Source organism: Cupriavidus sp. (genome assembly GCF_057315035.1).
Genome location: NZ_DBHKYV010000002.1, coordinates 321,797 through 346,813 on the forward strand (window position 1 = coordinate 321,797; position 25,017 = coordinate 346,813).

At 60.3% G+C, this 25,017-nt stretch carries 26 protein-coding genes and 1 pseudogene; 14 read left to right on the top strand and 13 right to left on the bottom strand.

Translation table 11 applies throughout. From position 1 onward, the window contains the following. Positions 1-6 precede the first annotated feature (6 nt). A complete protein-coding gene (locus tag ACO550_RS05015; protein WP_315591825.1) occupies positions 7-639 on the top strand; it encodes a type 4 pilus major pilin in 633 nt (210 codons plus the stop codon). 65 nt (positions 640-704) lie between these two features. Continuing rightward, positions 705-1,919: an adhesin gene (locus ACO550_RS05020; protein WP_315591826.1), complete on the top strand. Its 1,215-nt coding sequence runs from the start codon at positions 705-707 to the stop codon at positions 1,917-1,919. A 65-nt stretch (positions 1,920-1,984) separates the two neighbouring features. On the opposite strand, the gene ACO550_RS05025 is transcribed toward ACO550_RS05020, so the two are convergent. From ACO550_RS05025 to ACO550_RS05040, 4 genes are all read right to left on the bottom strand, one after another. Continuing rightward, entirely contained in the window at positions 1,985-2,806 is an 822-nt protein-coding gene (locus ACO550_RS05025) for a hypothetical protein (protein ID WP_315591827.1), read from the bottom strand. Between the two features lie 98 nt (positions 2,807-2,904). Next, positions 2,905-3,102: a YqaE/Pmp3 family membrane protein gene (locus ACO550_RS05030; RefSeq protein WP_315591828.1), complete on the bottom strand. Its 198-nt coding sequence runs from the start codon at positions 3,100-3,102 to the stop codon at positions 2,905-2,907. 479 nt (positions 3,103-3,581) lie between these two features. Next, positions 3,582-4,757 (bottom strand): FlhC family transcriptional regulator, encoded by a 1,176-nt coding sequence (locus ACO550_RS05035; RefSeq protein ID WP_315591829.1) that lies wholly within the window; start codon positions 4,755-4,757, stop codon positions 3,582-3,584. Between the two features lie 11 nt (positions 4,758-4,768). Further along, positions 4,769-5,974, bottom strand: coding sequence for a hypothetical protein (locus tag ACO550_RS05040; protein ID WP_315591830.1), 1,206 nt, complete (start codon positions 5,972-5,974; stop codon positions 4,769-4,771). A gap of 603 nt (positions 5,975-6,577) precedes the next feature. Between ACO550_RS05040 and ACO550_RS05045 the strand changes: the two genes are divergently transcribed. The 4 genes from ACO550_RS05045 to ACO550_RS05060 all read left to right on the top strand — a co-directional run bounded on the left by ACO550_RS05045 (position 6,578) and on the right by ACO550_RS05060 (position 8,705). After that, positions 6,578-6,883, top strand: coding sequence for a hypothetical protein (locus ACO550_RS05045; protein ID WP_315591831.1), 306 nt, complete (start codon positions 6,578-6,580; stop codon positions 6,881-6,883). 97 nt (positions 6,884-6,980) lie between these two features. Then, a complete protein-coding gene (locus tag ACO550_RS05050; protein WP_315591832.1) occupies positions 6,981-7,409 on the top strand; it encodes a hypothetical protein in 429 nt (142 codons plus the stop codon). Between the two features lie 6 nt (positions 7,410-7,415). Beyond that, positions 7,416-8,183, top strand: coding sequence for a hypothetical protein (locus ACO550_RS05055; protein WP_315591833.1), 768 nt, complete (start codon positions 7,416-7,418; stop codon positions 8,181-8,183). A 12-nt stretch (positions 8,184-8,195) separates the two neighbouring features. Then, positions 8,196-8,705 carry a single-stranded DNA-binding protein gene (locus ACO550_RS05060; RefSeq protein ID WP_315591834.1) on the top strand — a complete coding sequence of 170 codons (510 nt, stop codon included), beginning with the start codon at positions 8,196-8,198 and terminating at the stop codon, positions 8,703-8,705. Between the two features lie 91 nt (positions 8,706-8,796). Here ACO550_RS05060 and ACO550_RS05065 read toward each other — a convergent pair whose 3' ends face one another. Next, the gene (locus tag ACO550_RS05065; RefSeq protein WP_485994299.1) at positions 8,797-10,056 is read right to left on the bottom strand and encodes an RNA-guided endonuclease InsQ/TnpB family protein; all 1,260 of its coding nucleotides are present in this window, start codon (positions 10,054-10,056) and stop codon (positions 8,797-8,799) included. Between the two features lie 282 nt (positions 10,057-10,338). Between ACO550_RS05065 and ACO550_RS05070 the strand changes: the two genes are divergently transcribed. After that, positions 10,339-11,406, top strand: coding sequence for a primase-helicase zinc-binding domain-containing protein (locus ACO550_RS05070; RefSeq protein WP_485994425.1), 1,068 nt, complete (start codon positions 10,339-10,341; stop codon positions 11,404-11,406). Positions 11,407-11,480: 74 nt separating this feature from the next. Next, positions 11,481-11,720, top strand: coding sequence for a hypothetical protein (locus ACO550_RS05075; protein WP_485994301.1), 240 nt, complete (start codon positions 11,481-11,483; stop codon positions 11,718-11,720). A 252-nt stretch (positions 11,721-11,972) separates the two neighbouring features. Here ACO550_RS05075 and ACO550_RS05080 read toward each other — a convergent pair whose 3' ends face one another. Together ACO550_RS05080 and ACO550_RS05085 are read right to left on the bottom strand one after the other, a co-directional pair. Continuing rightward, on the bottom strand, positions 11,973-12,419 hold the full coding sequence (locus tag ACO550_RS05080; protein WP_315591838.1) for a hypothetical protein: 447 nt from the start codon (positions 12,417-12,419) through the stop codon (positions 11,973-11,975). Between the two features lie 11 nt (positions 12,420-12,430). After that, on the bottom strand, positions 12,431-13,462 hold the full coding sequence (locus ACO550_RS05085) for a PRTRC system protein D (protein ID WP_315591839.1): 1,032 nt from the start codon (positions 13,460-13,462) through the stop codon (positions 12,431-12,433). A 1,024-nt stretch (positions 13,463-14,486) separates the two neighbouring features. On the opposite strand from ACO550_RS05085, the gene ACO550_RS05090 reads away from it, so the two are divergent. The 4 genes and pseudogenes from ACO550_RS05090 to ACO550_RS05105 all read left to right on the top strand — a co-directional run bounded on the left by ACO550_RS05090 (position 14,487) and on the right by ACO550_RS05105 (position 18,570). Further along, positions 14,487-15,617 (top strand): integrase domain-containing protein, encoded by a 1,131-nt coding sequence (locus ACO550_RS05090; RefSeq protein ID WP_315591840.1) that lies wholly within the window; start codon positions 14,487-14,489, stop codon positions 15,615-15,617. Positions 15,618-16,013: 396 nt separating this feature from the next. Continuing rightward, positions 16,014-16,102 (top strand): annotated as a pseudogene (locus tag ACO550_RS05095) (IS5/IS1182 family transposase); the annotation flags it as partial. A gap of 551 nt (positions 16,103-16,653) precedes the next feature. Continuing rightward, a complete protein-coding gene (locus ACO550_RS05100) occupies positions 16,654-18,021 on the top strand; it encodes an aldehyde dehydrogenase family protein (RefSeq protein ID WP_315591841.1) in 1,368 nt (455 codons plus the stop codon). A gap of 141 nt (positions 18,022-18,162) precedes the next feature. Continuing rightward, complete coding sequence (locus ACO550_RS05105; protein WP_315591842.1) at positions 18,163-18,570, top strand: GFA family protein; 408 nt, start codon at positions 18,163-18,165, stop codon at positions 18,568-18,570. Positions 18,571-18,580: 10 nt separating this feature from the next. Here ACO550_RS05105 and ACO550_RS05110 read toward each other — a convergent pair whose 3' ends face one another. The 5 genes from ACO550_RS05110 to ACO550_RS05130 are packed head-to-tail and all read right to left on the bottom strand — an operon-like array spanning position 18,581 to position 22,594. Then, positions 18,581-19,366 (bottom strand): enoyl-CoA hydratase/isomerase family protein, encoded by a 786-nt coding sequence (locus tag ACO550_RS05110; protein ID WP_315591843.1) that lies wholly within the window; start codon positions 19,364-19,366, stop codon positions 18,581-18,583. A 44-nt stretch (positions 19,367-19,410) separates the two neighbouring features. After that, positions 19,411-20,166, bottom strand: a complete 756-nt coding sequence (locus tag ACO550_RS05115) for an ABC transporter permease (RefSeq protein ID WP_315591844.1) — start codon at positions 20,164-20,166, stop codon at positions 19,411-19,413. Between the two features lie 12 nt (positions 20,167-20,178). Then, on the bottom strand, positions 20,179-20,937 hold the full coding sequence (locus ACO550_RS05120) for an ABC transporter permease (RefSeq protein WP_315591845.1): 759 nt from the start codon (positions 20,935-20,937) through the stop codon (positions 20,179-20,181). Continuing rightward, positions 20,934-21,707, bottom strand: a complete 774-nt coding sequence (locus ACO550_RS05125; RefSeq protein WP_315591846.1) for an ATP-binding cassette domain-containing protein — start codon at positions 21,705-21,707, stop codon at positions 20,934-20,936. Before ACO550_RS05125 ends, ACO550_RS05120 begins: the two co-directional genes overlap by 4 nt. Further along, positions 21,704-22,594, bottom strand: a complete 891-nt coding sequence (locus ACO550_RS05130; protein ID WP_485994306.1) for an ABC transporter substrate-binding protein — start codon at positions 22,592-22,594, stop codon at positions 21,704-21,706. Before ACO550_RS05130 ends, ACO550_RS05125 begins: the two co-directional genes overlap by 4 nt. Positions 22,595-22,827: 233 nt before the next feature. Here ACO550_RS05130 and ACO550_RS05135 point away from each other — a divergent pair, with 233 nt between their 5' ends. Together ACO550_RS05135 and ACO550_RS05140 are read left to right on the top strand one after the other, a co-directional pair. Beyond that, positions 22,828-23,799: a tripartite tricarboxylate transporter substrate-binding protein gene (locus tag ACO550_RS05135; protein ID WP_315591848.1), complete on the top strand. Its 972-nt coding sequence runs from the start codon at positions 22,828-22,830 to the stop codon at positions 23,797-23,799. A 97-nt stretch (positions 23,800-23,896) separates the two neighbouring features. Next, positions 23,897-24,511: a flavin reductase gene (locus tag ACO550_RS05140; RefSeq protein WP_315591849.1), complete on the top strand. Its 615-nt coding sequence runs from the start codon at positions 23,897-23,899 to the stop codon at positions 24,509-24,511. A 106-nt stretch (positions 24,512-24,617) separates the two neighbouring features. Here the strand turns inward: ACO550_RS05140 and ACO550_RS05145 are convergent, their stop codons facing one another. Next, positions 24,618-24,977 (bottom strand): hypothetical protein, encoded by a 360-nt coding sequence (locus tag ACO550_RS05145; RefSeq protein ID WP_315591850.1) that lies wholly within the window; start codon positions 24,975-24,977, stop codon positions 24,618-24,620. Positions 24,978-25,017 lie beyond the last annotated feature (40 nt).

Consider the following 25,017-nt stretch of genomic DNA (forward strand, 5'->3'; position numbering starts at 1 on the left):
TATCCCATGCAAACCAACCTGCAAGCGCTGACCCCGGCCGACGACGACAAGGCTAATGACACGCCGATGCCTCTTGCCCAACTGACCCGCGCCGAACAGTACAAGCGCATTCGCTCAAATCCACGCCTGCGTGGCCAGCACGGCGGCATCTTGGACGAGTATGGCTTTTACCTGCTGCTCGCGGCGTTGACCCTCGTTGCCATCCTGGTGCTCTTCTCGCACAACTCGGTCGACACGCAAGTGCAGCAGTTGACGACCGAACTCAACAACGTGATGGGAAAGGTGAAGACGAACTACCGCGGTCAGTACAGCAAGGTGTCGGTGAGCTCGCTGATCGACAACGGCATTTTCCGCGACCTCACGACGATGACCGACACGGGTGGCACCATCTCGATTCAACCGGGTGGCGGTACGCTCGACGTGGCGCCGGCGCGTCTGCTGAGCAACAACGATAGCGTCCAGTACACCGTGCCGAACCAGCCAGATGCCGCGTGTCCGGCGATCGTTGCCGCGTTCCAGAGCAGCGCTGGCCGTATCACCGTGAACGGCACCACTATCAAGGACGTGGGCGGTTCGGTGGATCCCAGCAAGGTGAAGTGCTCGGGTGACAGCAACACGATCAACCTGTTCATGTCCTGATCGCTCAGGCGTCTGAAGGACGAGATGCCCCGGCCGACGGCCGGGCTTTGGCTTAGGAGAGCGTAATGCTGTTGAGCAACTATTCGATGGGTCTGCTGGTGAGCAGCATTGCCTTGGTCGGGTCTGTCGCGTGGGCGTATGCCGATCAGGAGGAAAATCTCGCCGTCGGCACTGGCAACTATATGGCCAACATTGCACAGGCCGTGAACACGTACACATTCGAGGCGTTCACGGATCTTGCGAAGAGTCCGACCGGACCGACCAACCTCACAGTTAGCGGCAAGATGATTGGCGTGGCGAACCCGCTGCACCCGACTGTGCAGGACCTGATCAACTTTGGGCTGCTGCCGATTGGGTACTCCGACGTGAGCCCGCTCGGTCTGTCATTCCGCGTGGATCTGACGCCCACCAACTGCGCGGGGGACATCACGGCATGCTCGATCCCCGGCCTCGTCTACTCGACAGCGGGGTATCGGGACGGCATCGGCCGTGTACGCACCGACCTGATGGGGGCTGCTGTGGTGAAGGCAGGCCAAGATGCCGGCGTGTCGTTTGCGGAAACGCCGGCGACGATCACTGGCATGGCTGCGACCTGGCAGGCGCCCAACCCCGTATCGGGTCAGCCTACGGGTGTTCTGGCGATGCGTGTGGGAAGTAGTTCGCTGCTGGCGCAGTCCATGAACCAGTATTACAAGCGGGATGGGTCGCTGAGTTTGACTGGCGCTATGGACGCCAACAACCAGGCGATGAATCGGGTGGGGAATTTCCAGTCTAACGGGTCCGTGTCGGCAGCTGGAAACGTCGCAGCCAGTGGGAATGTAACTGGCAACGGGGTCTACGGGAACGCCGTTCAGTCATATGGAAACGTTACCGCCGCAGCGAATGTTAGCGGAAACGGTGTGTATGGCAACTACGTGCAATCGAATGGGGGCGCGTATGTGGCGGGTGCGCTAACGGCAAATACTATCGCCGGTAATGGCATCACTTCGTACGGAAGTGTGGCGGCGTCCGGATATGTCACCGCAGCAGGAGCGCTTGTACCATCAACGGGGCCACTGCAACAGGTATATGACGGTCAATCTTGTGGAGATCCACAAGGATCAATTCGAAGCGATACCTCCGGAAAGATCTTGTCATGCCAATCGGGGGTATGGCGTAGCGCCGGCGGTGGCGTCGCTAAGGCGGTCGCTCAAGTCTATATGACGAACTGCAGTGACCTTATGGTCCGGTACACGGACGGCACGGAGGGGATGGTCACGCGGTTTGGCTTCAGTTGCTAGTGAAAGGCGCATTAACGACAACGAGCCAGCAGATGCTGGCCCGTTGTCGTTATTTCAGCTTGATATCACTGGCACCTGAGCGCCACCACGCCGGTCACGTCGCCACTGCTCGGGGTTGGCATGGCATAGCCAACAGCTAGTACAGGGTGTGCCGCATCGGATCCCATCACTTGAATGTGGGCTAGTACGCCATTAACGATAGCGATACCGGAAATCGTGGTGCCGGTCACGCTGGCGGTCGCCGCGGTGTCGCTGCCGACTGCCACGGAAATGTTAAAGCTCTCCAGCAGCGGGCCGTTCAGATCGATGACTGCGGTTGCGCTGTTGACCTTGCCAGGCGCAAAGTTGCCCGAAATTGCGGTGGGGCTGGTACTTGCCGCGAATGAGCAGTTGAGCTTGGCGGTCGGGCCGGGCGTCCTGGTGAGCGACAGCGGCTTGCCGGCCACATAGTGATCTCCTTGATTCACGCTGACGGCCCCCAGGCTAGACGTACCATTAGTCCAGCGACCGATGGCGAAATTGCCGTCGCCCGTAACGTCAGCGACGACACCCGTACTTAGTGACACTGAACTAACAGAATCGGCTGCGAAGGTCGTGTATGCGCCCGTTGCAGTGACCTTTTGAAGCGTGGCAGGCAGGTTGTTCGTGGCTACCGAGAAGCTCGTTGGCCGCGTTGACGTTTCGTTATGGGGGACGAACACAAGCGCTAGCGGGTCGACAGCAACGGCTGCCGCAGTACCTTGAACTGTAATGGTCGGAGCCGGCGTCGTCGGGGTGCTAGGTTGCTGAGCCTGCGTGCTGCTGTCACCTCCACCGCCGCCGCAGGCGGCAAGGGCCAGCAGGGCAGCAGTAGAAGCGATGGAGAGAGCGAGTTTTGTCTTTTGCATTTTTTTCTTCCTCTGATGTTCAGAATGGACCGCGATTTGATTCGAACCGCTTGATTCCACTCTACCGACTCAATCCGCGAGTCAAGTCGGTGCAAGAACTATCGGCCGCGATTGTTCAGCGCGGCCTGAATTTTCTTGTCCGTTTTGTACTGGCTCAGAGCGTACGTCGACCAGATCGCTGCCGGAATCCAGCCGATGATGGTGATCTGAAGGATCAAGCAGATGATCCCGGCAAAGGGCCGGCCGATCGTGAAGAACTGAAACCAGGGCAGCAGGATGGCGAGGGGTAGGCGCATTATATTAAAAATGTGTCAAATACGATAAAGGCAGCAAGAATACAAGAGTCGGGGCCGCTATTACAACGGCATTCCGGTTCTCGCACTGCACCCCCAATGCGAGGGGGCGCTACATTGAGCGGTACGGCGTCGTTCCGCAGTGGTTGCAAATGTGCCTTGCTGCACGCGAAGAATGGCTGGTGCCGCCATAGACGGATGCTGCGCGATCCGCATACGTTGCAAGCTATTCCGTTCTTGCCTGCGTGAGGCGGGTTCGCTCTCGCTCTCGCGTATTGCTCGACGCTAGGCAACCGACTCCAATTGCGTAACAGTGCAAAAAGAGCCAGTCCGATGTACGAGAACAAGAAGCGGACGAGCGCCCACTTCCAAGGATTCTTGCCGAGCCGGTTGGCCGGCCCACTTGAAGCCGAGATAGGAAGGGACGACGTAGAGCAGAACGACCTGCAGGCACTTGATGGCGAATAGCACTAGCGGTTTCCTTACACCTTGCGACGCCGACCGAGCTGCACATTTCCGAGCGTGCCGCTGCATCCGGGGCAGGAGAACGTATTGCTCAACTCAATCTTCGGTGCAGTGTTGGCGATGAGGTAAGGCGTGCGGCAACTGCGGCAAGGTGCGAGATCGAGTTGCGCATCCGTCGACATGGACCGGCAGATGTGACAGGCGCGATCTGCACTGATTCGAGAGTCAGGCCCAAAGAACTTTTCGAACAGGTCGTACGTGGCGATGAAGGCCTCAGGCACGTTTGCGCCGAATGCCAGGCCGACGCGATAAAGCGTCACCATCATCGTTGCCTGCAAGCGATGCAAGGGCTGGTCGAAGTACCACACCATCGACGTAGGCAACTGGCCGGTGGGCGACGACGAGCCGTGAATCGCCTGAAATAGCTGGCGAGTCTTGGCAGAGTTGATGCCAAGCAGTGATGTCACCGTGGACGCGCGGCAGTACTGCCTGATCATCATCTCGCTGTAGACCTTCTTCTTGAGTGGATCGAGGCGGAGATTCGACCAGCTATGCTTCACATTGATGCGGTCTGCGCGCATGGGGACCGTAGCCAGGAAATGGTGGCCAATGACATCGGGCGACACGCGCGCGGTCTCGAATTCGAGCCAAAACCGCTTGCTGTCCAAACGCCAGCGGAACATCGGGAAGTCAACCTTGGAGATGGCCAGGTCGAGCACATGCTGCGGCAGCGATCGCAGGTACAGCGCCAGTTCTTTGCTGATGCCCAGCAACGGCGCTGCGAGAATGCTCACGTGCAGCAGCTCCACCATCAACCAGATGTAGTGCCGGTTGTTGTAGAAAAGGCGCAGCTTGTCGTCGCCGCTCCATGCTGGCAGCTGCGAGCGCAGCTTGTCCACCGCAACCGTGGTGGTGGTGCTTTCGGTGAGGCACTTCCAGTCGTGGACATCCATGAGTGTTGGGACCACAACAAGGAAGGGCGTACCCATCAGGTCGCGCTGCGTGGCGACTGCCTTGCGCATCTTGTCGATCTGGGCGCGATCAATATGCAGGACGGCGTCAAGTTGGGGATGCGCTCCCAAGGCTTCGGCGAGATGGTCCGTCAGGTGGTAGTTGGCCGAACGGATTCGGTCGCACGTCATGCGTGTCAGTTGCAGGCGCTCGAATTCCGCGGTAAGGGATTGTTGTTGCATGGCTGCAGGCCTCAGCGAGTTTGGAGGGCGGCACGGATGTCGGCGTGCAGGCGCGCGACGATGCTGTCAAGGACGGCAAGGGTCGACTTGAACTGCTCGATGCTGCCGTCCATCTGTACGGCCATTTGCGTCGTTGCAAAGGAGGCCACAGTCTTCTCGAACTGATCAACGAGTGTCGAGAGGGCGTCGCTTGCCTTCGTACGGCGGTCGAGCAACGTCGTGCGCTCCTCAATCTCCTGTTCGATGGTGGCGCGCCGGCCCTCGATGCTGGCGAGATTGGTCCTTGCGGCTTCCAACTCCTCATTCTTGGCGGCCAGTGCATCTTCCAGCGTGGCGTAGCCTGACGGCACCACCGGCACTTCGACTTTCTCGGAGCGGGCATTGGCGCGCGCATCTGCAACGCGCTCGTTAAGTTCACGGGATTCGCGCTCGAGGTCCTGGATGCGCATTTGCTGCATGCTTTGCGCATGGTTGTGCCGCGTCAATTCCTCGCGGACGTGGCTCAGCGCCGCACGATCGGCATCGCGTTCTGTGCTGAGCTTCGACACTTCTTCGGTGAGCCGCCGGATCTCGATGTCCTTGTCGGCGTTGTCCTGAACGGTGTTGGCCAACTCGGAAGTAGCCATGTCGAGGCGAGCGCTGACGTCAATCACTTGTTCTTGCTTCTTGCGAAGCTGAGCAATGTAGTCGCGGATGTTGCTGCGACGGAAATCCGGATCGTTCTCCTTGTACTCGATGACGGCGTCGATCTCTTCGTCGGTGTAGTGACTGCTGCGCAGAATCATCAGCTCGCCGATGTTCAGCTTGGAGAGTGCACCGTTATGGCTCAGGAAACGGCGATAGAGGCCGAGGTAGAGCTTGGCCTGGTTGGGATGCAGTCCGAGCTGCTCTTCGGCGATGGCGTTGAAGATCTCCCAGCCGCGCATGCGCGCGCCGCGCGTATCGCCGAACTCGTTGATTGAGGACTCCATGGAGGCGTCGTGGACGTGCTGCAAGTCCGAGCCCATCTCGAGCAACAATCGCTCGATCTTCTCGCGCGTGCGCTGGATGTTGCGAATGCTTTCGCACAAGCGATTGAACACTTCATCGCTGATGCTGGACCCGAGCGCTTCGCGCAGCCGTGCCTTCCACATATTGGGGTCAACGATGTAACCATTGGGCTGTGCCTCCGCGTTCGGCACCAATGCGTTAGATGATTTCTTTTTCTTTTCAGGCATGTTTCTCTCAAATAAAGGACACGACAACCAGCGCAGCGACCCATTCGTGTCGTCAAGTCTCATGCAGCGAGAGTACGAAACGCTTGCCCATCCATGCGGGCAGAAAGCTACGTTTTTTGGGATGCGTTTTTCCGGTCGCCCCGGAAAGCTGGTTGCTTGTAAGCGTGTTATCGGGGCAAGGGCTGCCCGATTTAGGTATTTACCCCTACGCTACGGGGTCCATTTAAGTTGGGCGAAAGGCAGAAATTAATAAAAATAACATCAGAGATATATTTCGCAATATGGGATGGCGTGAGCATGCTCACAGTATTTCCCCGCAAAGACGCATGTTTTTGGTGAGCTTTCCGGTCCCAATGCCGTGATTTCCTCAGCTACGATCTACTCAACCCCGCGTCCAGGACGCATCGACCAGCGAAGCACGCCCCTGAGTGGCGTTGCCTTCCGCCCATCTCATTTCCCATCGGCCAGCGTGCTTGCGCCATGCATCGGCATGCCGCAAGCGCGTTCGCGCGCGCCATCCACGGGTTTCCTTGCTCGTCCGAGCATCGAAAAATCGCCTGGCATCCGCCAGGAAATCCCTTGCAATGTTTCTGGAGAGAAACCGTGGAGTTCCTTACCAATCTCGTCAAACGTCCCCTGCAGTTGCTGCTTCTCTGCATGGTGTTGTATCTCGCGAGCAAGTCCTTTGTCGTGGGCCTATTTGTGGCAATCGTTGGCGTTTCATTTCTGTACAGCAAGGCTGTCTCGTTCAATCGCAGCGTGCCTGCAGCGCCTAAGGTCTCGATGCCGGACTACCCGTCCAAATCGAAGCCCCAGACACCTCAGCCGGAAGAGCAACCCGAGCAGCAGTACGAACGCTCTGCGGTTGTGACGCCGATTCGTCGAACAGGAACGCACGATCATTCCTGACTACCGCCGCCCGATTTTCGGGCGGCTCCTTCCACCTGCCGCGGGTACCCGATACCCGCCAACTGGTCGGTCTTCGGGCGCCCGTTCGGAGATCATCATGGAAACAAGTACAGCAGGATGCCAGCTGGACTTCTTTGGGGATGCGGCGACCATCGTTGCGTCACGCTCCAAGGTACGTCCTCCGCCAGATCCCACCCTTCAGGACGAATCGGTCCGCGAGCGGATGGTTGATGCGCTCATTAGCTTCGCCTGCGGAAGCCGTCACGGCGTCAACATGCCCGAGTCGCTGTTGGACTGTGCAAAGCTGCTGCGCAATCGCATCCAGAATGAGACGGTCGATCGGAAAGAACTCTCGATGACGATCGGCTGGATCTTTGGATACTGGGACGGCGCCATTCCGTACACATACGTCTGCGAGATCAGCGGTGTGAGTCCTGAAGTCCTGCAGGACGTGATCCTTACTAATGTTCGCTTGAAAGCCGACTACGACGAGGTCAAGCGTTTGTGCTACGGCGCTCTTCTTTGAAATCCCATGTCACTGCTCAACATCATCAAGCAGGCAACAGCCATCCTCAGCGGTGCGCGGTCTAAGTCAGATCCTAAAGTAGCCGTGTCAGTGGGAACTGGCGCCGAGAACGAGTTCGAGATCCTGATCAATGGCATCCCGAACCTGTTCCGAGACGAAGGCAGTTGTGTCGTCCATTTCGTAGCTCAGTTCGACCGCTGTATCCAACACACCGAGTTCGGCAACAAATTGCTCCCGGAAGTCATTCCACGCTGGAGCAAAGTGCAGACGTACGACCAAGCAGGGGTAACGCCCCAGTCGGTTGCCGAAGCGGTGATGCGCGAGTCCAAGCAGGAATCCGCTGGTGCAAAGCGCAAGGACTCGAAGCCCGATCGCGACGCCGTGGACATTGAATCGACGGGCCGGGCCATGTCGGAGCCGCGGCATCATGTGCCGAAAGCGGAAGCTTCGTCATCTAGCTACACCGTAGGCAAGCTTGTGGAATGGGGCGAGATGGAATTTCCCAACCGAAAGCCTGGCGGCAAGCCAACTTATACGTCGTTCGCTGTGAAGCTTGACACCAGCAATGGTGTCAAGACGCTTCAGGGCGAAGGTCTCAAGGACGTCCTGGCGGATGCACACTGCAAAGTTGGGGAGAGGGTCGGCATTAAACGTCTCTATAAGGAGAAGGTTCCTGCGTTTGACCACGCAACGGGGCGTCCCATCTTTGAACGGGGCACGCAAAAGCAGAAACTTTGGGACCGTTGGGTCTGGTCCATTAACCGAATTCATTGACAAGGAAACAACATGGCATCCGTAAATAAAGTCATCCTCGTGGGCAACCTCGGGGCTGATCCTGAAACCCGTTATCTGCCGAGCGGTGACGCCGTTACCAATATTCGCATCGCAACCACTGATCGCTACAAGGACAAACAGTCCGGCGAGTTCAAGGAAGCGACGGAATGGCATCGTATTGCCTTCTTCGGAAAGCTGGCGGAGATTGCCGGCCAGTATCTGAAGAAGGGCTCCTCCGTCTACATCGAGGGCCGTATCCGTACCCGCAAATGGCAGGACCAGTCCGGCCAGGACAAGTACAGCACCGAGATCGTCGCCGATCAGATGCAGATGCTTGCTGGCCGCGGAGGTTCATCAAATGAAGATGGTGATGGCGGTTATGGGCAGCAGTCGCACGGTAGCCAGGCTAGCGGAAGCGACGGCAACTACGGCGGCGGTCAACGCAGCCAAGGTCGTCGTCAGCAGCAGCCAGCCCAGTCAAATGGATTTGAAGACCTAGACGAAGATTCGATTCCATTCTAGCCAATGCAGTAGTCACATTCGATTGACATCCGCCCCTCCCTCGGCCTTCGGCCGCCGCCTGGTGGCGGAAAGGGAGGGGATTCCTTCTGCGCTATGCCGCGATGGCAGAGTCGCTTCGGTGGGTTCCTGCTGCTGACGGCCTGACAGCGCCGTTCACTTCACAGGCTATCCGGGCTGTGCTTGCGCACCCGAGCGAAGCGACGCTCGTGTCCTGCCCTTCGATCATTTCCAGACCTCTTGCGAGGATATTCATTGCGCCGACCACGTCGGCGTTGTTCTCGTAGCCGCATCCGACGCACCTGAACAGCGCCTGCGCCTTGCGATTGTCGGCCGAAATGTGGCCGCAGCATGGACAGGTGCGGCTCGTGTTCCGCGGCGGCACCGCGACGAAGTAGCCGCCGCGCCATGCCGTTTTGTACTCAAGCTGGCGACGGAATTCGCCCCAGCCCTGGTCCAGAATGGCCTTATTGAGCCCACTCTTTGCGCGGACGTTGCGCCCCGGCGCGTCGACCGTACCGCTGGCCGATCGCGTCATGTTGCGAACCTGAAGGTCTTCGACGGCGATCATTGCGTGGTTTTTGCTGATCGTGTTCGATGCCTTGTGGAGAAAGTCAGAACGCACGTCTGCGATGCGCGCGTGGATGCGTTGGATTCTGGCTTTCGCCTTCTTCCAGTTCGCTGAGCCCTTCACCTTGCGGGCCATGCGGCGCTGATACTTCGCGAGCCGCTGCTCGTGCTTCTTGAAGCTCGCGAGCGGCTCCACGAACGAGCCGTCGCTCGCCGTCGCGAAGCGGGCCACGCCCACGTCGATACCGACTGACGCGCCGTGCGGAACCGGTTGCTCGACCTCGCGCAGCGTGAGGATAGAGACGTACCACTTGCCAGCACGATGCGATACTGTGGCGCTGCGAACCTCGCCGAGCACCATCCGGCTGTTGCGGTAGCGTAGCCAGCCAAGCTTGGGCAGCGAAATGCGGCCGTTCTCGCGTTCGAGCTTAATTCCTTGCGGAAAGCGGAACCCGTCGCGTTCACCCTTGCGCTTGAAGCGTGGGAAGGCCGCACGCTTCTCGAAGAAGTTCGCATAGGCGCGTTCGAGATCCTTTAGGGTCTGCTGGGCGACCTGAGCGTGCAGTTCGGACAGCCACGGCGTTTCAGCGCTGTTGCGCCATTCCGTTAGCTGCTTGCACAGCCCCCCGTAGCCGAGCTTCTTCTCCCCACGCTCGTAGCGCTCCTTCTGCATCGCCAGTGCCTTGTTGTAGACGAAGCGGCATGCGCCGGCGAACTGACGCATCTTGAGCATCTGTTCGCCGGACGGCATGAGTTCGAACTTGAAGGCCTGGAGTCTTTGCATGAACCAATCCTATCAGGATTTCAGCGCCTGCAAGGACGCCTGTGGCGTCCGCGCTCTACATCCCCGCCAGGAATGACGGGGCTTTCCGCGCGTCCCGGTAAGCCTCCCGCAGTCGCGGAGGCTGCTCTCCCTCTTCGGCCTCGCGCCACTCTCTGCCTTTCCCAGTACTTCGCCGTGCTCAAAAGACCTTCTGGCCACAGGCCGGGATGTCCTTTGAGCAAGCGTTCCTTCGCCTGTCTCAGGCACCGACCGACAACTCCCGAAAGGAGTCATCCCATGAAACTGAAAGATCTAAGTGAGATTGTTAAGAGCTGGGCGCCCGATCAATGGGATGCCTTCGTTGCGCAGTACCTGCCAGTTGGTGTCCTGACGGACGCGTTCTGGCGAGGTCGGCCTTGTCCCTGCCCGATATGCGGCGGCAATGATCGTTTTACCTATACCCGAAACCGCGGGCGCGGCGACTGGGTATGTCGCAAGTGCAATGACGGTAGTCCGGCAGGAGGCGATGGCCTTGAGCTCGTCCGCCGCTACACCGATATGTCGTACGCCGAACTGAAGCGGATTCTGAACGGTGCACCCATTGAGTCTCGCGCATCCAATGCGAATCGAGCGGCCCCATGCCGCTCGCTCGACTCGGCGGCCAAGCTGCGCAGGATTGAGAAACAGTGGGCAAGCGCGTCATGCTTGTCCGCTGGCGACCATGCTATGCGCTACCTCGCTGCGAGAATTCCGGGCCTGCGAGCTCCAAAGCCCCGGGTTTTAAGGCTGGCAGTTCAGGAGTACTGGCATGAGAAGCAGTTGATAGGACGGTTTCCAACGATCGTTGCGCAGTTCACGCTGCCTGACGGGCGCATGGCGACCGTGCACCGAACCTCACTGGAGCCCGGCAAGCCGGAGAAGGCCACTATCGTGACGTGTGACGGAGAGATTCTTCCGGCCAAGCGCAACGATGTCTCGGCGCTTCCGCCGGCAGGCGGCGCAGTGCGCCTGATGGCACCGCGCAATGGCGAGTTGGGCATTGCCGAGGGGCTGGAAACAGCCTATGCCGCTTACATGCAGTTTGGCGTGCCCACGTGGTACTGCCTGAACCGTGTGCTGCTCAGTCAGTTCGTTGTGCCCGATGGGCTCGGTATCGAGACGGTCCACATCTTTGCGGACTTCGATGCGGCTGACAGGAAGACGGGCAAGTCGCCCGGTGTATCCGATGCGCTGGCGCTTCAGAAGCGCCTCCGTCAGGCCGGTTTCAAGGTGGTGCTTCACCGGCCCAAGGTCCGAGGGACTGATTTCTGCGATGAATGGCGCACTGTCCACCAACTGCGCCAGATGTCTAACCAGGCGGTAACCGCCTAACTTTGCGCTGCCTTTCGAGGCGGCGATATCTTTAACTTCTGCCCTGTGGGTCCGTCCCACTGGGCGGAACTCCCATGTGGCAGGCTCTCAGGAGAATGCAAATGCCGCAAAGGGGATTCACCGCAATCGTCAACAAGCTGCACATCCAAGCTATGCGGAGCACGCCGACGCGAGATATTCACGCGATCCAGTCGGAGGCGCAGTTCTTCCATGTCTACCGAAAGGAGACTTCGGGCGATCTGACGTTGCTCGAAGGGAATCTCTCGTTCGATTCGGCGGCGGACTTCTGCCTTGCACATGGCACGCTACACTGAGCGCGCCAATCCATTAAACAAAAAGCCCAGCTCTCAAGCTGGGCTTTTTGCTTTTGGGCGACCGGTGTCAGCGCGGTGTGCGATGGGCTCTGTAGACTTCGATGGCCGCCTGCAGCACGCAGAATCCGATTGCGACGAAATAAACGAAGCGGCTCACGTCTTCGCTGGTGGACAAGTAATCGAACATGGTGGCTCCTCAGGTGGTGATAAGTCAGTTTGCCAAGAACAGTAGCGAGTCAAGTCGTTGTCGCGCTACGAAAACTGCGCCGTTGCCGCGTTCAGTGCCTCCAGATCCAAAAACTCAAAGCCGGCTCCAACTTCCACCGCAGGTGCTGGAGTCAATTCCTGGTCGGTGGAAGGTGGCACCTGCGCGACCGCCGGCGCCGCCGTGTTCGCCGGCGGTGCGAACGGCACAGCGACGGACGGCGCAGCGGGAAATGGAGCCCTTGCGACCGGCGCAAGCTCTGGCTGCCGCGGCGGCGAAAGGGGATCCGCGGCCGGGGCACTTGGCGACGGCTGCGACGCCAGCAATACCGCGTCAATGCCTGCGGCGCCTCCGTTGACGGTGGCCAAGCCGACCGTCGCAAGCCGCTTAAGGATAAATGCCCGATCCCGCGCGCCGGGAATACCGCGCAGGTAGCGCAGCAATTCCGGCGTGGAATCCGGCGTCAACGTGAGCTTGATCTCCAGCTTTTCCATGGCGACCCCGATCAGGCAGCGGCCTTAGTGGCGTTGCGGGCGGCGCCGATCGTGTAGAAGCCACGGACGTTTGCGAAACAGGGCGAATCCATGATGTGAATGTCGTTCAACGGGAAGGCGGCACGGATCGTGGGCGCGTAGAGCGCGGCACCCCCGCCGGTGAGAATGATCGCGCGGATGTCATCGGTACGCCCCACGCGCGACTGCAACTCCTTGATCGACGGCTGCGTGACAGCCATGGCTTCAGGCAGGTACTGGTTCCTCAGGTCGATCTCTGTCCGATAGAACAAAAGAGAGCCGGTGCTGCGCAGCGACTCGTCTACGCGCTCAATGGCGTCGAACGGCTGGCCGGATTGCGAGGAGATGAGGCTGGCGATCTGTTGATAGACGCGGGCGGCTCCGCCCGGGACGCCGCCGCTACGCGTGTCATCCATCGTGTATCCCTTGGCGACGATCCAGTCGGTAGTAAAGTAACCGACGTCGATAACAAGGTACGAATTGTGGGGATCGTACTGCTTGCCGCACTGCTGCATGTATGTGAGCAGGGTGCCGAGCGGCTGAGGCAGGGGTAGCACCGATTTTACTTCGATGGCGCCCCAGCCGAAGTCGTGCCGGCCGACGAATCGCTCACGCAAGTAGCCCGCATACTTCTGCGTGTTGTGCACGGGCAGACCGAGCACCAGGCGATCGATCTCGGTCGCGCCCGAGTAGAAGAGGGCTCCTGCCAGCAGCGCCGCATAGTTGGGCGTCGTGACGTAGTCCTCCGAGAGCGCGCGGCCGGTGGTGTAAGCACCACTGATGGAGACGCCTGGGCCGACCTCGTAACGCGCACCGTCGACCACGACATTGATCACCTGCCGTGCCTGGAACGGACCACTCGCGGGTGTCAGGCTCGTCGTGGCCGCTTGCGGCGCGAGAGACGGAAACATCGCGGTCCGGATCTCAGACCCGACGGCGAACGCCGATTTCGTGTTCCCGTATCCGACGTCGACCGCAAGAGTCGCTGCCTTGACCAATTTCGATTTGCCGATTTGCTGTTGCACGGTTTGCTCCCGATGTTGTTGCGATGGTTGTTAGAAGGGTCGGACTGTCGCTGAGAAGTGCCTGAATCTGTCAGTTCGGGGGACATTCGTCCTGCATCTGACAGAGGACTGGCGCTTCGCGTGGTGACTTTCGGTGAGCAAGTGACAGATAGTCTCCGAACGGTCCTCGAACTGCCTCCCTACGCATCCAACTCTACCGACGCAAATCGCAAGTCAAGTCTTCGAAACCTTGCAAATTTGAGCGTGTTTCTGTTGTTCATCGAGACCGCGATCGGCTATCCTGTGGGCTCTTACCGCGTCCCCGACGCATCGACATCGCCGCCTTAGCGCGGCAAATCTGCACCCTGATTCCGTTCTGAATACGGGCTTAGGGTCGCCTCTGTCCAAGCCGCACAATATCGCGGCATTTTTTTCAATCGGCTCAAGTAGATACTGGCCCACACTGAGGACCCCGGACACCGCGATACCAATTGGCTTTGCGGGCGGTTTTGGGAAATTGGCTGAAATGAGGACATGTGCAAACCGGACACTCGGACACATGCAAAGCCTTGATCTCTTCCACTAGCCCAGCGGCGAAAGCGGGGTTTGCGAACGGTGAACCCGATACACGGCGGTTCAGATGTCGCCACCTGACGGGCAGGACGTAGGTTGAACTCCATCAACCTGACGCTCCAACTACATTCGAACGGCGTGCGCGGCCGTCACCAAGAACAGCGCAACAAGAGTTACACGGGCGGCGTAGTGCGGTGCTTGCACCTGACTGCGTTCATGTTGGAGAGCGGTTCCTCCAGCAACCGGGTAGCCCGACGAGTCTATTGCGCCAAGCGCGATAGGTTCAGTCGGGACAGTCATGCACGCTTCTTCGACGTGAGGGCTGATCAGCCATTGGAATCGCTAAAGGACCTGGAAGGGCAGGGCCACGACCGGTGGATAAACGGCAAAGTAGGGCGTAGATACGACGCGCAGTGTTACGGGGAACACTACGGGAATGTGGAACGCCAGATTCGGGAGATAGGAGGGAACGATGCGCCAGATGGCGGTATTCAACGTACGCGGACTGTTAGCAAAGTACGATCTGCCGACGCGAATGACGTCGGAGTTAGAGGTGGTGTTGACCGACAATCTGAGGAAGATCCTCAGTCAGACGAGAGTGAGTCTGAAGAGCGCGTCGCTGAAGACGCAGGAAAGGCGAATGTACACAGTGTGCCGCTCGTTTGTGGAGTTGCGTGAGCGAGGCTTCATGCTTGAGAGCCCATACTCGCTGCGGCACAAGCACGTTCAGGCATTGGTAGATCGGTGGGTGGAACAAGGGCAGACTGGGGGGACGATCGAGAACAAGCTCAGTCACCTCAAGGCCTTCTGCCAATGGCTTGGAAAGCACGATCTGATTCGCTCCCTGGGAGACTACAAGGACAGGGAAGCGCATGGGCTCGTCCGTTCCTATGTGACGACGAAGGACAAGTCATGGGAAGGGAACGGCGTGGACGCTAAGGCGGTGATCGCCGACATTGAGAAGGACGACCCACGAGTCGCTATCCAGCTGAAGCTGCAGTCCGCATTCGGACTACGTGTTGAGGAAAGCTGGTCGCTCAAGATTGCTACTGCACTGAAGAATCTGGACACGCTAAGGGTGGTCGACGGTACGAAAGGGGGGCGCAAGCGAGAGGTTCCCATTCGGCTTCAACTTCTGGTACTTGAGAGGGCCGCAAGGCTTGTAGATCCGTTGAGCGGTTCGACAACGCCATCGTCGTACAACATCAAACGATGGAGAAGCCATTACAACGCCGTGCTGCGCAAGCATGGCGTGTACAAGAAGGGTTTGGGCGTGACCAGTCATGGCTTGCGTCATGGGTGGATCCACCAAATGTATGAGGAGTTGACCGGCATCCCGGCGCCTATCAAGGGCGGCGAGGCACCTGAACTGGAGGCCCATAGACAGGCAATTCAGGCGATCGTACTCGCCGCCGGCCATAGCAAGCCGTCTAAAAGTGGCGCCTATCTTTCAACGTTCGCAGCCATGGCAGCGGTCGATAAGCCACAAGTTTCGAAGGATGAGGTCATGGCGGCCTTAGGTCGGCACGATGGGAACAAGAGCAAGGCAGCGGCTGAGTTGGGAATCACGCGCCAACGTCTATACCGCATTTCTGACAAATAGCGAGCAGCGCCATGTACACGGACAAGGAATACCACAAGGGGAAGTAGCGATAATTCTGAGGGACGGTATCTCGCCAGACGCCGTGGAGCGTTGGCCGTTGATCCGATCCCCGCTATTCCCGTGCTGGGTGTCGCGCTGATTTTGTCCGTCGATAAGCTAATGGGATTCTTTCGCGTCGCGCTCAACTTGATCGGCAACTGCGTTGGGGCGGTGGCCATCGCGGCGTGGGAGGGACACCTGGACCTTGCTAAGGCGCGCAAGGTACTCTCGGGAGAGGACGCGTTCGTATCAATCGAAACTCAAGATACGTCTGCACTAAGTAAAGTCTCTTAGCAAATGCAGCGGTATTCAACGGGAAGGCCGTGCTGAGGGAAAATCGATCGCCTTCCCGTTCCCCGCTTTGAGCGCCGCATCGACACGCACGTGGCGTTGCTAACCCTTGCTTGCGCTGTCATCTGCGCTCCCGATTTGTCGAGGGACAGTGTTGGAGACCATATCAGCTGGTTAGCTCATTTTCGATATCAAGGTCGCCAGTGATCCGGCGCACCATCGATCGCTTTGCCAATGAACGCCTGCAGGTCCAGCAGCGGTCAAGAAGCATCTGGATGATTTGGGGTACGAGGTGGTCGCCGGAAGTAGCGACGATTTCGGCAAAACAATCGCTTCCGAAACAGCTCGCTGGAAAGCAGTGATCACCACTTCCAACATTCGGTTGGAGTAATTCGTCTCATCTTCCTGCGATCAGGAGATCCTCCGCGCCTGCCCCCATCGGCTGGGCTGGAGTCGACCCGATCCGGCCATTGGCACCCACGTCGTTGAGCGACTGAACGCCGCCCCAAATCAGACGGATGGTCACACCGCCGCCAGCGGGCTGCGATTCAGACAGTCGGTGCGCCCTGCGGGCACTTGATAAGAAACGTTTTCGGAACATTTCGCGTTATGTATTGAATTTTCCTCCTCGTGGTACTATTTTCGAACGAAATCGTTTTCGAATATCTTTTGGAAAGCGATTTTTCACCACTACAGGAGCCATAACATGAGCTTTCGTACCATCAACCCGGCAACGGGCGAGTTTGTTAAGGAATTTCCGTTGCAGTCGGACGCCGAGGTCTTTGCGGCGCTGGATACGGCGGACAAGCGCTATCGCGAGGACTGGAGGCTCCGGTCGGTAGCCGAGCGGGCAGGGATTGTGGCGCGTGCCGCGCAGATCCTGCGAGAGAAGCGAGACGAGTACGTCGGCTACGCTACCGAGGAAATGGGCAAGGTGACCCGCTTCGGCCACATGGAAGTGGATCTCGTCGCCGATATCCTCGACTACTACGCGAGGAACGCCGAAGAATTCCTTGCCCCGCGGGCGCTGCCTGACGAGCCCGGCGCTACCCTGGTGTCCGAGCCGATTGGCGTCCTCCTTGCCATCGAGCCGTGGAATTTCCCCTACTACCAACTGGCCCGCGTGGCCGCGCCGCAGTTGATTGCCGGCAACGTGGTGCTGATGAAGCATGCCGAGAGCGTGCCGCAATGCGCGCTGGCGTTCGCGCGGCTGTTCGAGGAAGCTGGCGCGCCCAAGGGCGTCTACACCAACCTGTTCTGCAGCATCGACCAGATTGGCAAGCTGATCGACGATTTTCGCGTGCGCGGCGTTGCGCTGACCGGCAGCGAGCGGGCCGGGATGTCGGTTGGCGAGCGCGCCGGCCGCAATCTCAAGAAAGCCATTCTCGAACTTGGCGGCAGCGATCCGGCGCTGATCCTGGAAGGCGCGTCGCTCGAACACGCCATCGAGCAGACGGTGATGGGCCGCACGTTCAATTCCGGGCAAGGCTGCGTCAATATCAAGCGCGTGATCGTGGTGGGCAAGGATCGTGGCGCGAAGGTGCTCGCCGCGCTGAAGGAGCGTTTTGCCGCGATCAAGGTGGGCGACCCCACGGATGAGTCAACCCTGCTTGGCCCGCTTTCGAGCGAGCGCGCGCTGGAGGGGCTGCTCAAGCAGATCAGCGATGCCCGGACGGCAGGCGCGCAGATCGTTCACGGCGGTAACCCCGTCGACCGTCCCGGGTTTTATCTCGAGCCCACGATCATCACCGGCATCACAAAGGATAACCCGCTCTATTACCAGGAAGCTTTCGGCCCGGTGCTGTCCTTCTATGTCGTGGATAGCGAGGAAGAAGCCATTCAGCTCGCGAACGACAGCAACTACGGTCTCGGCGCGTTCGTCTTTGATGTCGATACCAATCATGCCAAGGAAGTCGCCGGGCGGATCGAAGCCGGCATGGTCTATATCAACTCGTGCTTTGCCGACTCACCGGCGCTGCCGTTCGGCGGTGTCAAGAACTCCGGCTTCGGGCGTGAGCTGGCCGAACTGGGTATCGGCGAATTCCTCAATCGCAAGCTGATTCGCGTCGCCTGAGGAGGTCGACCATGCACACCATGCATGCGGCACAGGTAACGAGCGCGGGCGGCAGAAGCGTATGACCGTATGAAGAGCGGGAAGGCCCGCTTCAAGATCGTCCTGAGACAGGATCGCTAAACATCAAGCAGGAAAAATATCATGCAGGAAAGAAAAGGTGGCTGCCTGTGCGGGGCAGTCCGATATGTGCTGAAGGGCGAGCCGCTGGCTGCGGCGATCTGTCATTGCAGGCATTGCCAGAAGCAGAGCGGCAGCCTGTTTTCCATCAACCTCTTCGTGGCCGACGCTGACTACACGCAGCAGGGCGAGACGAAGTTCTTTGAGGACTTTGGCGATAGCGGGCAGCCTTCCTATCGGCATTTCTGCGGCAACTGCGGATCGGCCGTCTTTACGAAGGTGTCGATGATGCCAGGTGTGGTGCTGGTGAAGGCGGGCACGCTCGATAGCCTGGACGGTGTGCAGCCGCCGCAAACCGAGATCTACACGGCGCGGTCGGTGTCGTGGGTTGCGCCGGTCGAGGGGGCCAACAGATTCCCGCTGAGCCCCTGATTCCGCCTCTTCAGCTACCGGTATAGATGGCCTCGCGGCGCTCGGAAAAGGCCGCGATGCCCTCGTGCGAGTCGCGCGTCAGCAGCAGTTGCCGCTGAAGCGCGGCTTCTTCATGCAGCGAGTCTTCCAGCCCTGTGTCGTAGCCGGCGAGTACTGCGCGGCGCGTCGCGACGACAGCAAGCGGGCCATTGGCGGCGATCTGGCGCGCAATTGCCAGCGCCGCCAGTTCCAGTGAATCGGCTGGCACGAGTTCCGTGACCAGCCCGTGATTCAGGGCGAAGTTCGCGTCAAAGGTGTCGCCAGTCAGGATCATCCGCATGGCCACGCCCAGCCCGGCAACCTTGGTCAGCCGTTGGGTGCCGCCGCCACCGGGCAGGATGCCCAGGCGTACCTCGGGCAACCCGAAGCGGACGTTTGGCGTCGCGATGCGGATATCGCAGGCCAGCGCCAGTTCAAGGCCTCCGGCCACACAATATCCGTCGATGGCGGCAATCGTCGGCTTGACAATGTCGTGGGCTCCGGTCATTCCACCGAAACTGATGACCGATGTGGGCGTCTCGCTGGCTGCGATCTCGCGCCGGTACGGCAGGTAGTCGCCGATATCCGCGCCGGTGCAGAAGGCGCGTCCTCCCATGCCGGACAGAATGGCTACCCGTAGCTGGGGATCTTCGTTATAGCGTTGCCAGGCGCTGGCTAACGCCTGGTCGTGTGCGACATCCAGCGCGTTGTGGCGATCGGGACGGTTGATGGCGATATGGGCGATGGTGTTGTCGATGACTTGGAAGTCGATGGACATGGCTCGGGTTCCGCAGAAAGCATGGTTGAGGTGGAAGGGTCCGCTCAGCGCGGCCCGCCTGGAATGGGTTTGAGAACGCTGCGTTCGATCCATGCGAGCAGCACGTTCAACACGACGCCAAGCACGGCAACGACACACAGCAACGCGAACACGGCTGGAGCGTCGAAGTCGCGTTGGGCGGACAGCAGCGTGCGCCCGATGCCCGGTTGCGTGGCCAGCATCTCCACGAGCATGGTGACGATGATCGCCAACGGCACCGCAACGCGCAGTCCGGCAATCATGGCCGGCATGAGGGATGGCGCGTAGATGTTTCTCAGCCGGCTCCAGCGTGAAAGCCGCAGGGTACGGCCGGTGTTGACGAGTGTGGGATGCATGGTCCGCGTCGCTTGCTGGACATTGAGCAGTACCGGCCAGAGGGTCGCGAGTGCCACGACCGATACGGCCATGCCTGCGCTGCTGCCCACCAGCAGCATCGCGACGGGCACGATGGTCGGGGGCGGGATCGATCGCAGGAATTCAAGTGTGGGTGCCACGGTGTCCGAGGCGGCTCGCCGAACGCCGAGTGTCGCGCCGATGGCGGTGCCGGTCACACCGGCCACCAGCACCGAGAGCAGCACGGTCGTCAGCGTGGCCAGCACGACGGATGGCAATTCGCCCGTCGCCATCATCGCGGCACCCTGTGCCAGCCAGGCTTGTGGCGGCGGCGCGACCAGTGAATCCGGATCGCCGAGCGCTGCCCACGCACACAATAGCACCGCCGGCACGGCAAGACCCGCCAACGTTTGATACAACTTGTTCATGGGATGGCTCCTTCAGGGTATTTGGGCCAGGCCCGGCACCAGGCGCCGGATAGCCAGGTCGAGGGCCTGGTTGACGCTCACGCCAAGCAGGCCGATTGCCACCAGATAGGCGAAGGTCTCGCTGGCGCGCATGGCTTCCTGCGCGCTGACCAGCCCCCATCCGAGGCCAGCCGGGTTGCCTACCATTTCCGCCACGACACTGACAACGAGGCACAGGCTGAAGCTGAGCCTGGCGCCGACGACGATGTGCCGGAACGCCGCCGGCGTGACCACGCAACGCCATGCGTGCCATCGGCGGAGATGCAGGGTGGCCGTTACCTCGAAGATCCGCGGGTGCAGGCGTTCGATGCCGGCACGACTGTTCAGGATCAGCGGCCAGATGCTGGCGAACACCGTTACCGTGATTTCTGTCTTCCACGAAAACCCGAAAACCAGCACGGCTAGCGGAATGAGCGCGATGGCCGGCAGGGGCCTGAGCAGTTCAATCGACAGCGACAGCACGGTGCGCAGCGCAGGGCTGTAGCCGAGTGCGACGCCAAGCGGTATGCCGACCAGCAGGCACACGGCCCAGCTTGCCAGCGCGGCCGCAAAGGTGTGGGCGGCATCGGCTGGCAGCCGGCCGTCGGCGACGGCATCGAGCAGGCCGCGCGCGATCTGCCCGGGGGTCGGCAGGAGGTCCACCCCCGGGTGCGCCACGGCGGCCCATTGCCAGGTTGCAACCAGCGCAAGCGGCAATAGCCATGCAAGCGATCGGGACAGCAAAGTTGTCATCGGGCAGCTCCGTGCAGGCGTTCCAGCAAGGTGTGCCGTGCATGCAGGTAAGCGGGCATTTCCTTGGTGGCGATCTGGTCGCGCGTGGCGGGAAGGTCGGGACGGATCTCGGAGGCGATCCGTCCGGGCGAGCCGGCAAGCAGCACCACGCGGTCGGCCAGGTAGATGGCTTCGTCCACGTCGTGGGTGATGAAGACGATGGTGGCGCCCGTGCTGGCCTGTATGTTGCGCAATTCGTCCTGCAACTTTGACTTGGTCATGGCATCGAGCGCGCCAAAGGGCTCGTCCATCAGGAGGACTTTGGGCTCCAGCGCCAGCGCGCGGGCGATCTGCAAGCGTTGCTGCATGCCGCCAGAGAGCTTCGCGGGGTACTCGTGCTCCACGTGTTTGAGGCCGACAAGCTTGAGCGCGGTGTCGATGCGTGTCTCGCGCTCCGCGCCGGACAGTGTGGCCTCGATGCCAAGCGCAACGTTGCCCCGCACGGTGCGCCACGGCAACAGCGCATTGCCATAGTCCTGGAAAACGGTGACGACGCCTGCCGGCGGGCCCGCGAACGGCTTGCCTTCGTAAAGGATGGCGCCTTCGGTGGGCGCGCAAAAGCCGCCCAGCGCGCGCAACAGCGTGGTCTTGCCCGTGCCGGACCCGCCCACCATGCATAGGAACTCCTGCCGGCCGATCTCCAGGTCGATGCCCTGCAGTACTACCTTGTCACCATTGGCGGCGGCGAGCCGGATTTCCGCGGCTGCGCAGTGAAATACGGATGTGTTCATGGCTGGGTGTTGGAAAGGGTGGAACCGGTGGCACTAGGGGTCTGGCGGATTGCGCCTACGGAGGCGGAGGCCTTCGTCCAGGTGTCGATGTCGCTGTCGCTGATTCGCGTCGTGTAGGCGGGCAGGCGAACCTTGCCGGCGACCGCCTCGGGCAGCCGTGTCCATTTCATCAACACGGCGCGGGCGGCGTTGTCTTCCTTGCCGATGTACGCAATCGCGTCATCGAGCGCGGCACGCCACGCGCCGACGGCGTCGCGGTGCTTCCTCGCCCACGGGCCGTCCGCCATCCAGCAGGTAAGAATCACGGGATCGCCGACCGACAGCATGGGATTGCCCAGGCTTTTGACGGGGGCCTTCATCGGCGCGGACGCGAAGGGCTCGACGATCTCTGCGGCAGCAACGCGACCTGCAGCCAGTTGGTCGCCCATGTTGGCGAAGGCCATCTCCTGGAACGCGACGTCCTTGGGATCGATGCCGTGCTGGCGCAACGCGTTCAAGGTGGCGACGTGGATCACACCGTTGAGCGAAGGCGTGGCCACGACCTGGCCCTTCAGATCCGCAATGCTGCGCACAGGGCCGTTGGCATTGGCGACCAGGCGCATTTGCGGGTTTTGCGACAGTTCCTGTGTGTTGCCCGCGATGCCCACGACGTCGAGCTTGCGCAGCCGCGCCTTGATGATGTCGATGGGCGTGCAACCCGATACGTCGAACTGGCGGCCGAGCGCGCCCAGCACTGTCGAAACGTTCTGAACAGTCGTAATCTCGACATCGAGTCCATGTGCCTCGAACAGGCCCTTGTCCTTGGCGATCCACAATGGCAGCCATGCGGCCGACACGACAGAAGCCACCGTCACACGCGTGGGGGGAGCCTGATCGGCGCGCACCATGTGTGGGGCGGCTGTCGCCGCCAATATCAGCCCGCAGGCAAACAATCGAATGGGGGATGGCATGGCAGTCTCCTTGATCAGGCATCGAAGTCGGAACTGTACCGAAAACGTTATCGTAAACGGGAGTCCGTACTTTCCCTGATCGGTGGAGGCTTTGTGTTGACGTTCTCCATCTAACGACCTACTGTAGCATCAATTAACCGAAAACGTTTTCGAACAGAGAGAAGGGGAAGATGATGAGACGTATGAATCTGGTATGTGCGGTTGCAATGTGCCTGACCGGAAGTGCCGGCGCGCAGACGGTGTGGCCGACCAAACCGGTGCGCCTGGTTGTGCCGTATGCGGCAGGCGGCCCCGTGGATAACTTGGCCCGCGCCTTGTCCGTGCAACTATCCACGCTTTGGGGGCAGCCGGTGGTCGTCGACAATCGGCCTGGTGGCAACGAAGTGATTGGCGCGGCGGCAGTGGCCAAGGCCGCGGGCGACGGCTACACACTGTTATTGGCTACCGATGCGGCGGCGACGCTGAATCCCTACGTGTTCACGAAGCTGCCTTACGACCCCGTCAAGGAGCTGGCGCCAATCACGCGCGTGGCCATGGCTAACATGGCGGTGGCCGTCTCGAACTCGCTACCCGTGACAGACTTGCGCGGTTTCGTAGCCTATGCAAAGGCCCATCCGGGGCAGATCAGCTACGGCTCTGCCGGCATCGGCAATGTCACCCATTTGTCTCTGGCCTGGTTCGCAAAGGAAAACGGCATCGAGATGGTTCATGTCCCGTACAAGGGGCTGGCCCCGGCGCTGCAGGATGTGATGGCCGGCACGATCCAAGTGACCATCGGCGCAGGATCGGTGGTGGGGCCCTTTGCCCAGAGCGGCAAGGTCAAGGCACTCGCCATCAGCGGAAAACACCGTGCCTCCATCCTGCCCAACGTGCCGACGTTCGCCGAGGCTGGCTTCCCGAAGTTCGATGCGAGCTTCCCGTTCAGCCTGCTGGCGCCTGGCAACACGCCCGAGTCACTGCGGCAGAAGATCTATGCGGACGTGAAGAAAGTGGTCATGACCGATCAGTTCCGGACCGAGAATCTGGAAAAATACGCGCTGGACCCGGTGCTCGACTCGCCCCAGGATTTTGCCAAGGCGATGATCAAGGACCGCGCGGTCGCTGCTGAAAAGGTGAAGGCTTCGGGTGCGCAACTCGAATAGAGGGCAGGGCCAAACGACCGATACGTATTCACTGCGGCGCACGTCTCCAGAACCTGGAGGCAGGCGCCGTTTCGACACTTGCAACACAGACATACCCATGGAAGACGACGTCTACTTCTTTCGCCCCGAGGCCGGCCACGGCCTGCCGCACGATCCGTTCAAGGCCATTGTCGCGCCACGCATCATCGGCTGGATATCGAGCCTCGACGGCGCGGGGAATCCCAATCTCGCGCCCTACAGCTTTTGCTCGGCCGTGTGTTCCAATCCGTATGTCATCGCGTTTTCAAGCGAAGGCTACAAGGACAGCGTGCGAAACATCGAGGCCACGCGCGAATTCGCCTGGAATTTCGTCAGCCGGGAACTGGCCGAGCAGATGAATGCTACGTCTGAACCGGTGGCGCATGGCGTGGACGAGTTCCGGTTGGCGGACATCGCGTCGGCGCCGGGGCGCGCGATCCCGGTGCCTCACGTGGCGGCGTCGCCTGCCGTGATGGAATGCCGGTTGCTGAGCGTGACGGAGCTCAAGGACCTGAACGGCGTATCCACCGACCACTGGGTCGTTTTCGGCCAGGTCGTGGGTGTCCATATCCGGCGGCAATACCTACGCGATGGCATGTTCGATACGTTTCTTGCCGACCCAGTGCTGCGCGCAGGATATCGGGCGGACTATATGCACGGCGGCAAGCGTCTCGAACTCTATCGACCCTACTGAGCGCAATCCGGCAGGTAGAAGTGCGAAGGCTCACCGTTTTACGACGGTGAGCCTTTTTGTATCGAGGCGAGGCAAATGGGCGGGCTGGCCGCCTCAGTGGCAGCGCTCAGCGTGCGCGTCTTAACTGCGCCATATGTCGGGTATGACGATGGCGGACGGTCCATACCAGGGCCCGCAGCACCGAGACGCGCGATGTGCGCAACGCCTCGGTACATCCTTCCAGCACCGAGGCTTCGGGAAATATGCGCAGTTCCGCCGCGCTTCCCAGTGCGACGGCGATCTCGGACAACGATTGCGAGGCGATTGCATTGCGGAGCAGGCGGTCGAGACGCTGCTGGACCGCCTGCTCTAGATTGTCTTCGCGACGCGCCTGTGTGGTGACATCCTTCACGCAGGCGCGTATCCGATGCAGCAGTTCGCTGGTAGACAGCACGTCTCCTGTGTGTGGGTGAGGGTCCTTGTGCATGAGGATACCTCCGGCCCGGGGAGAGGGAAGCGGGTCCTGG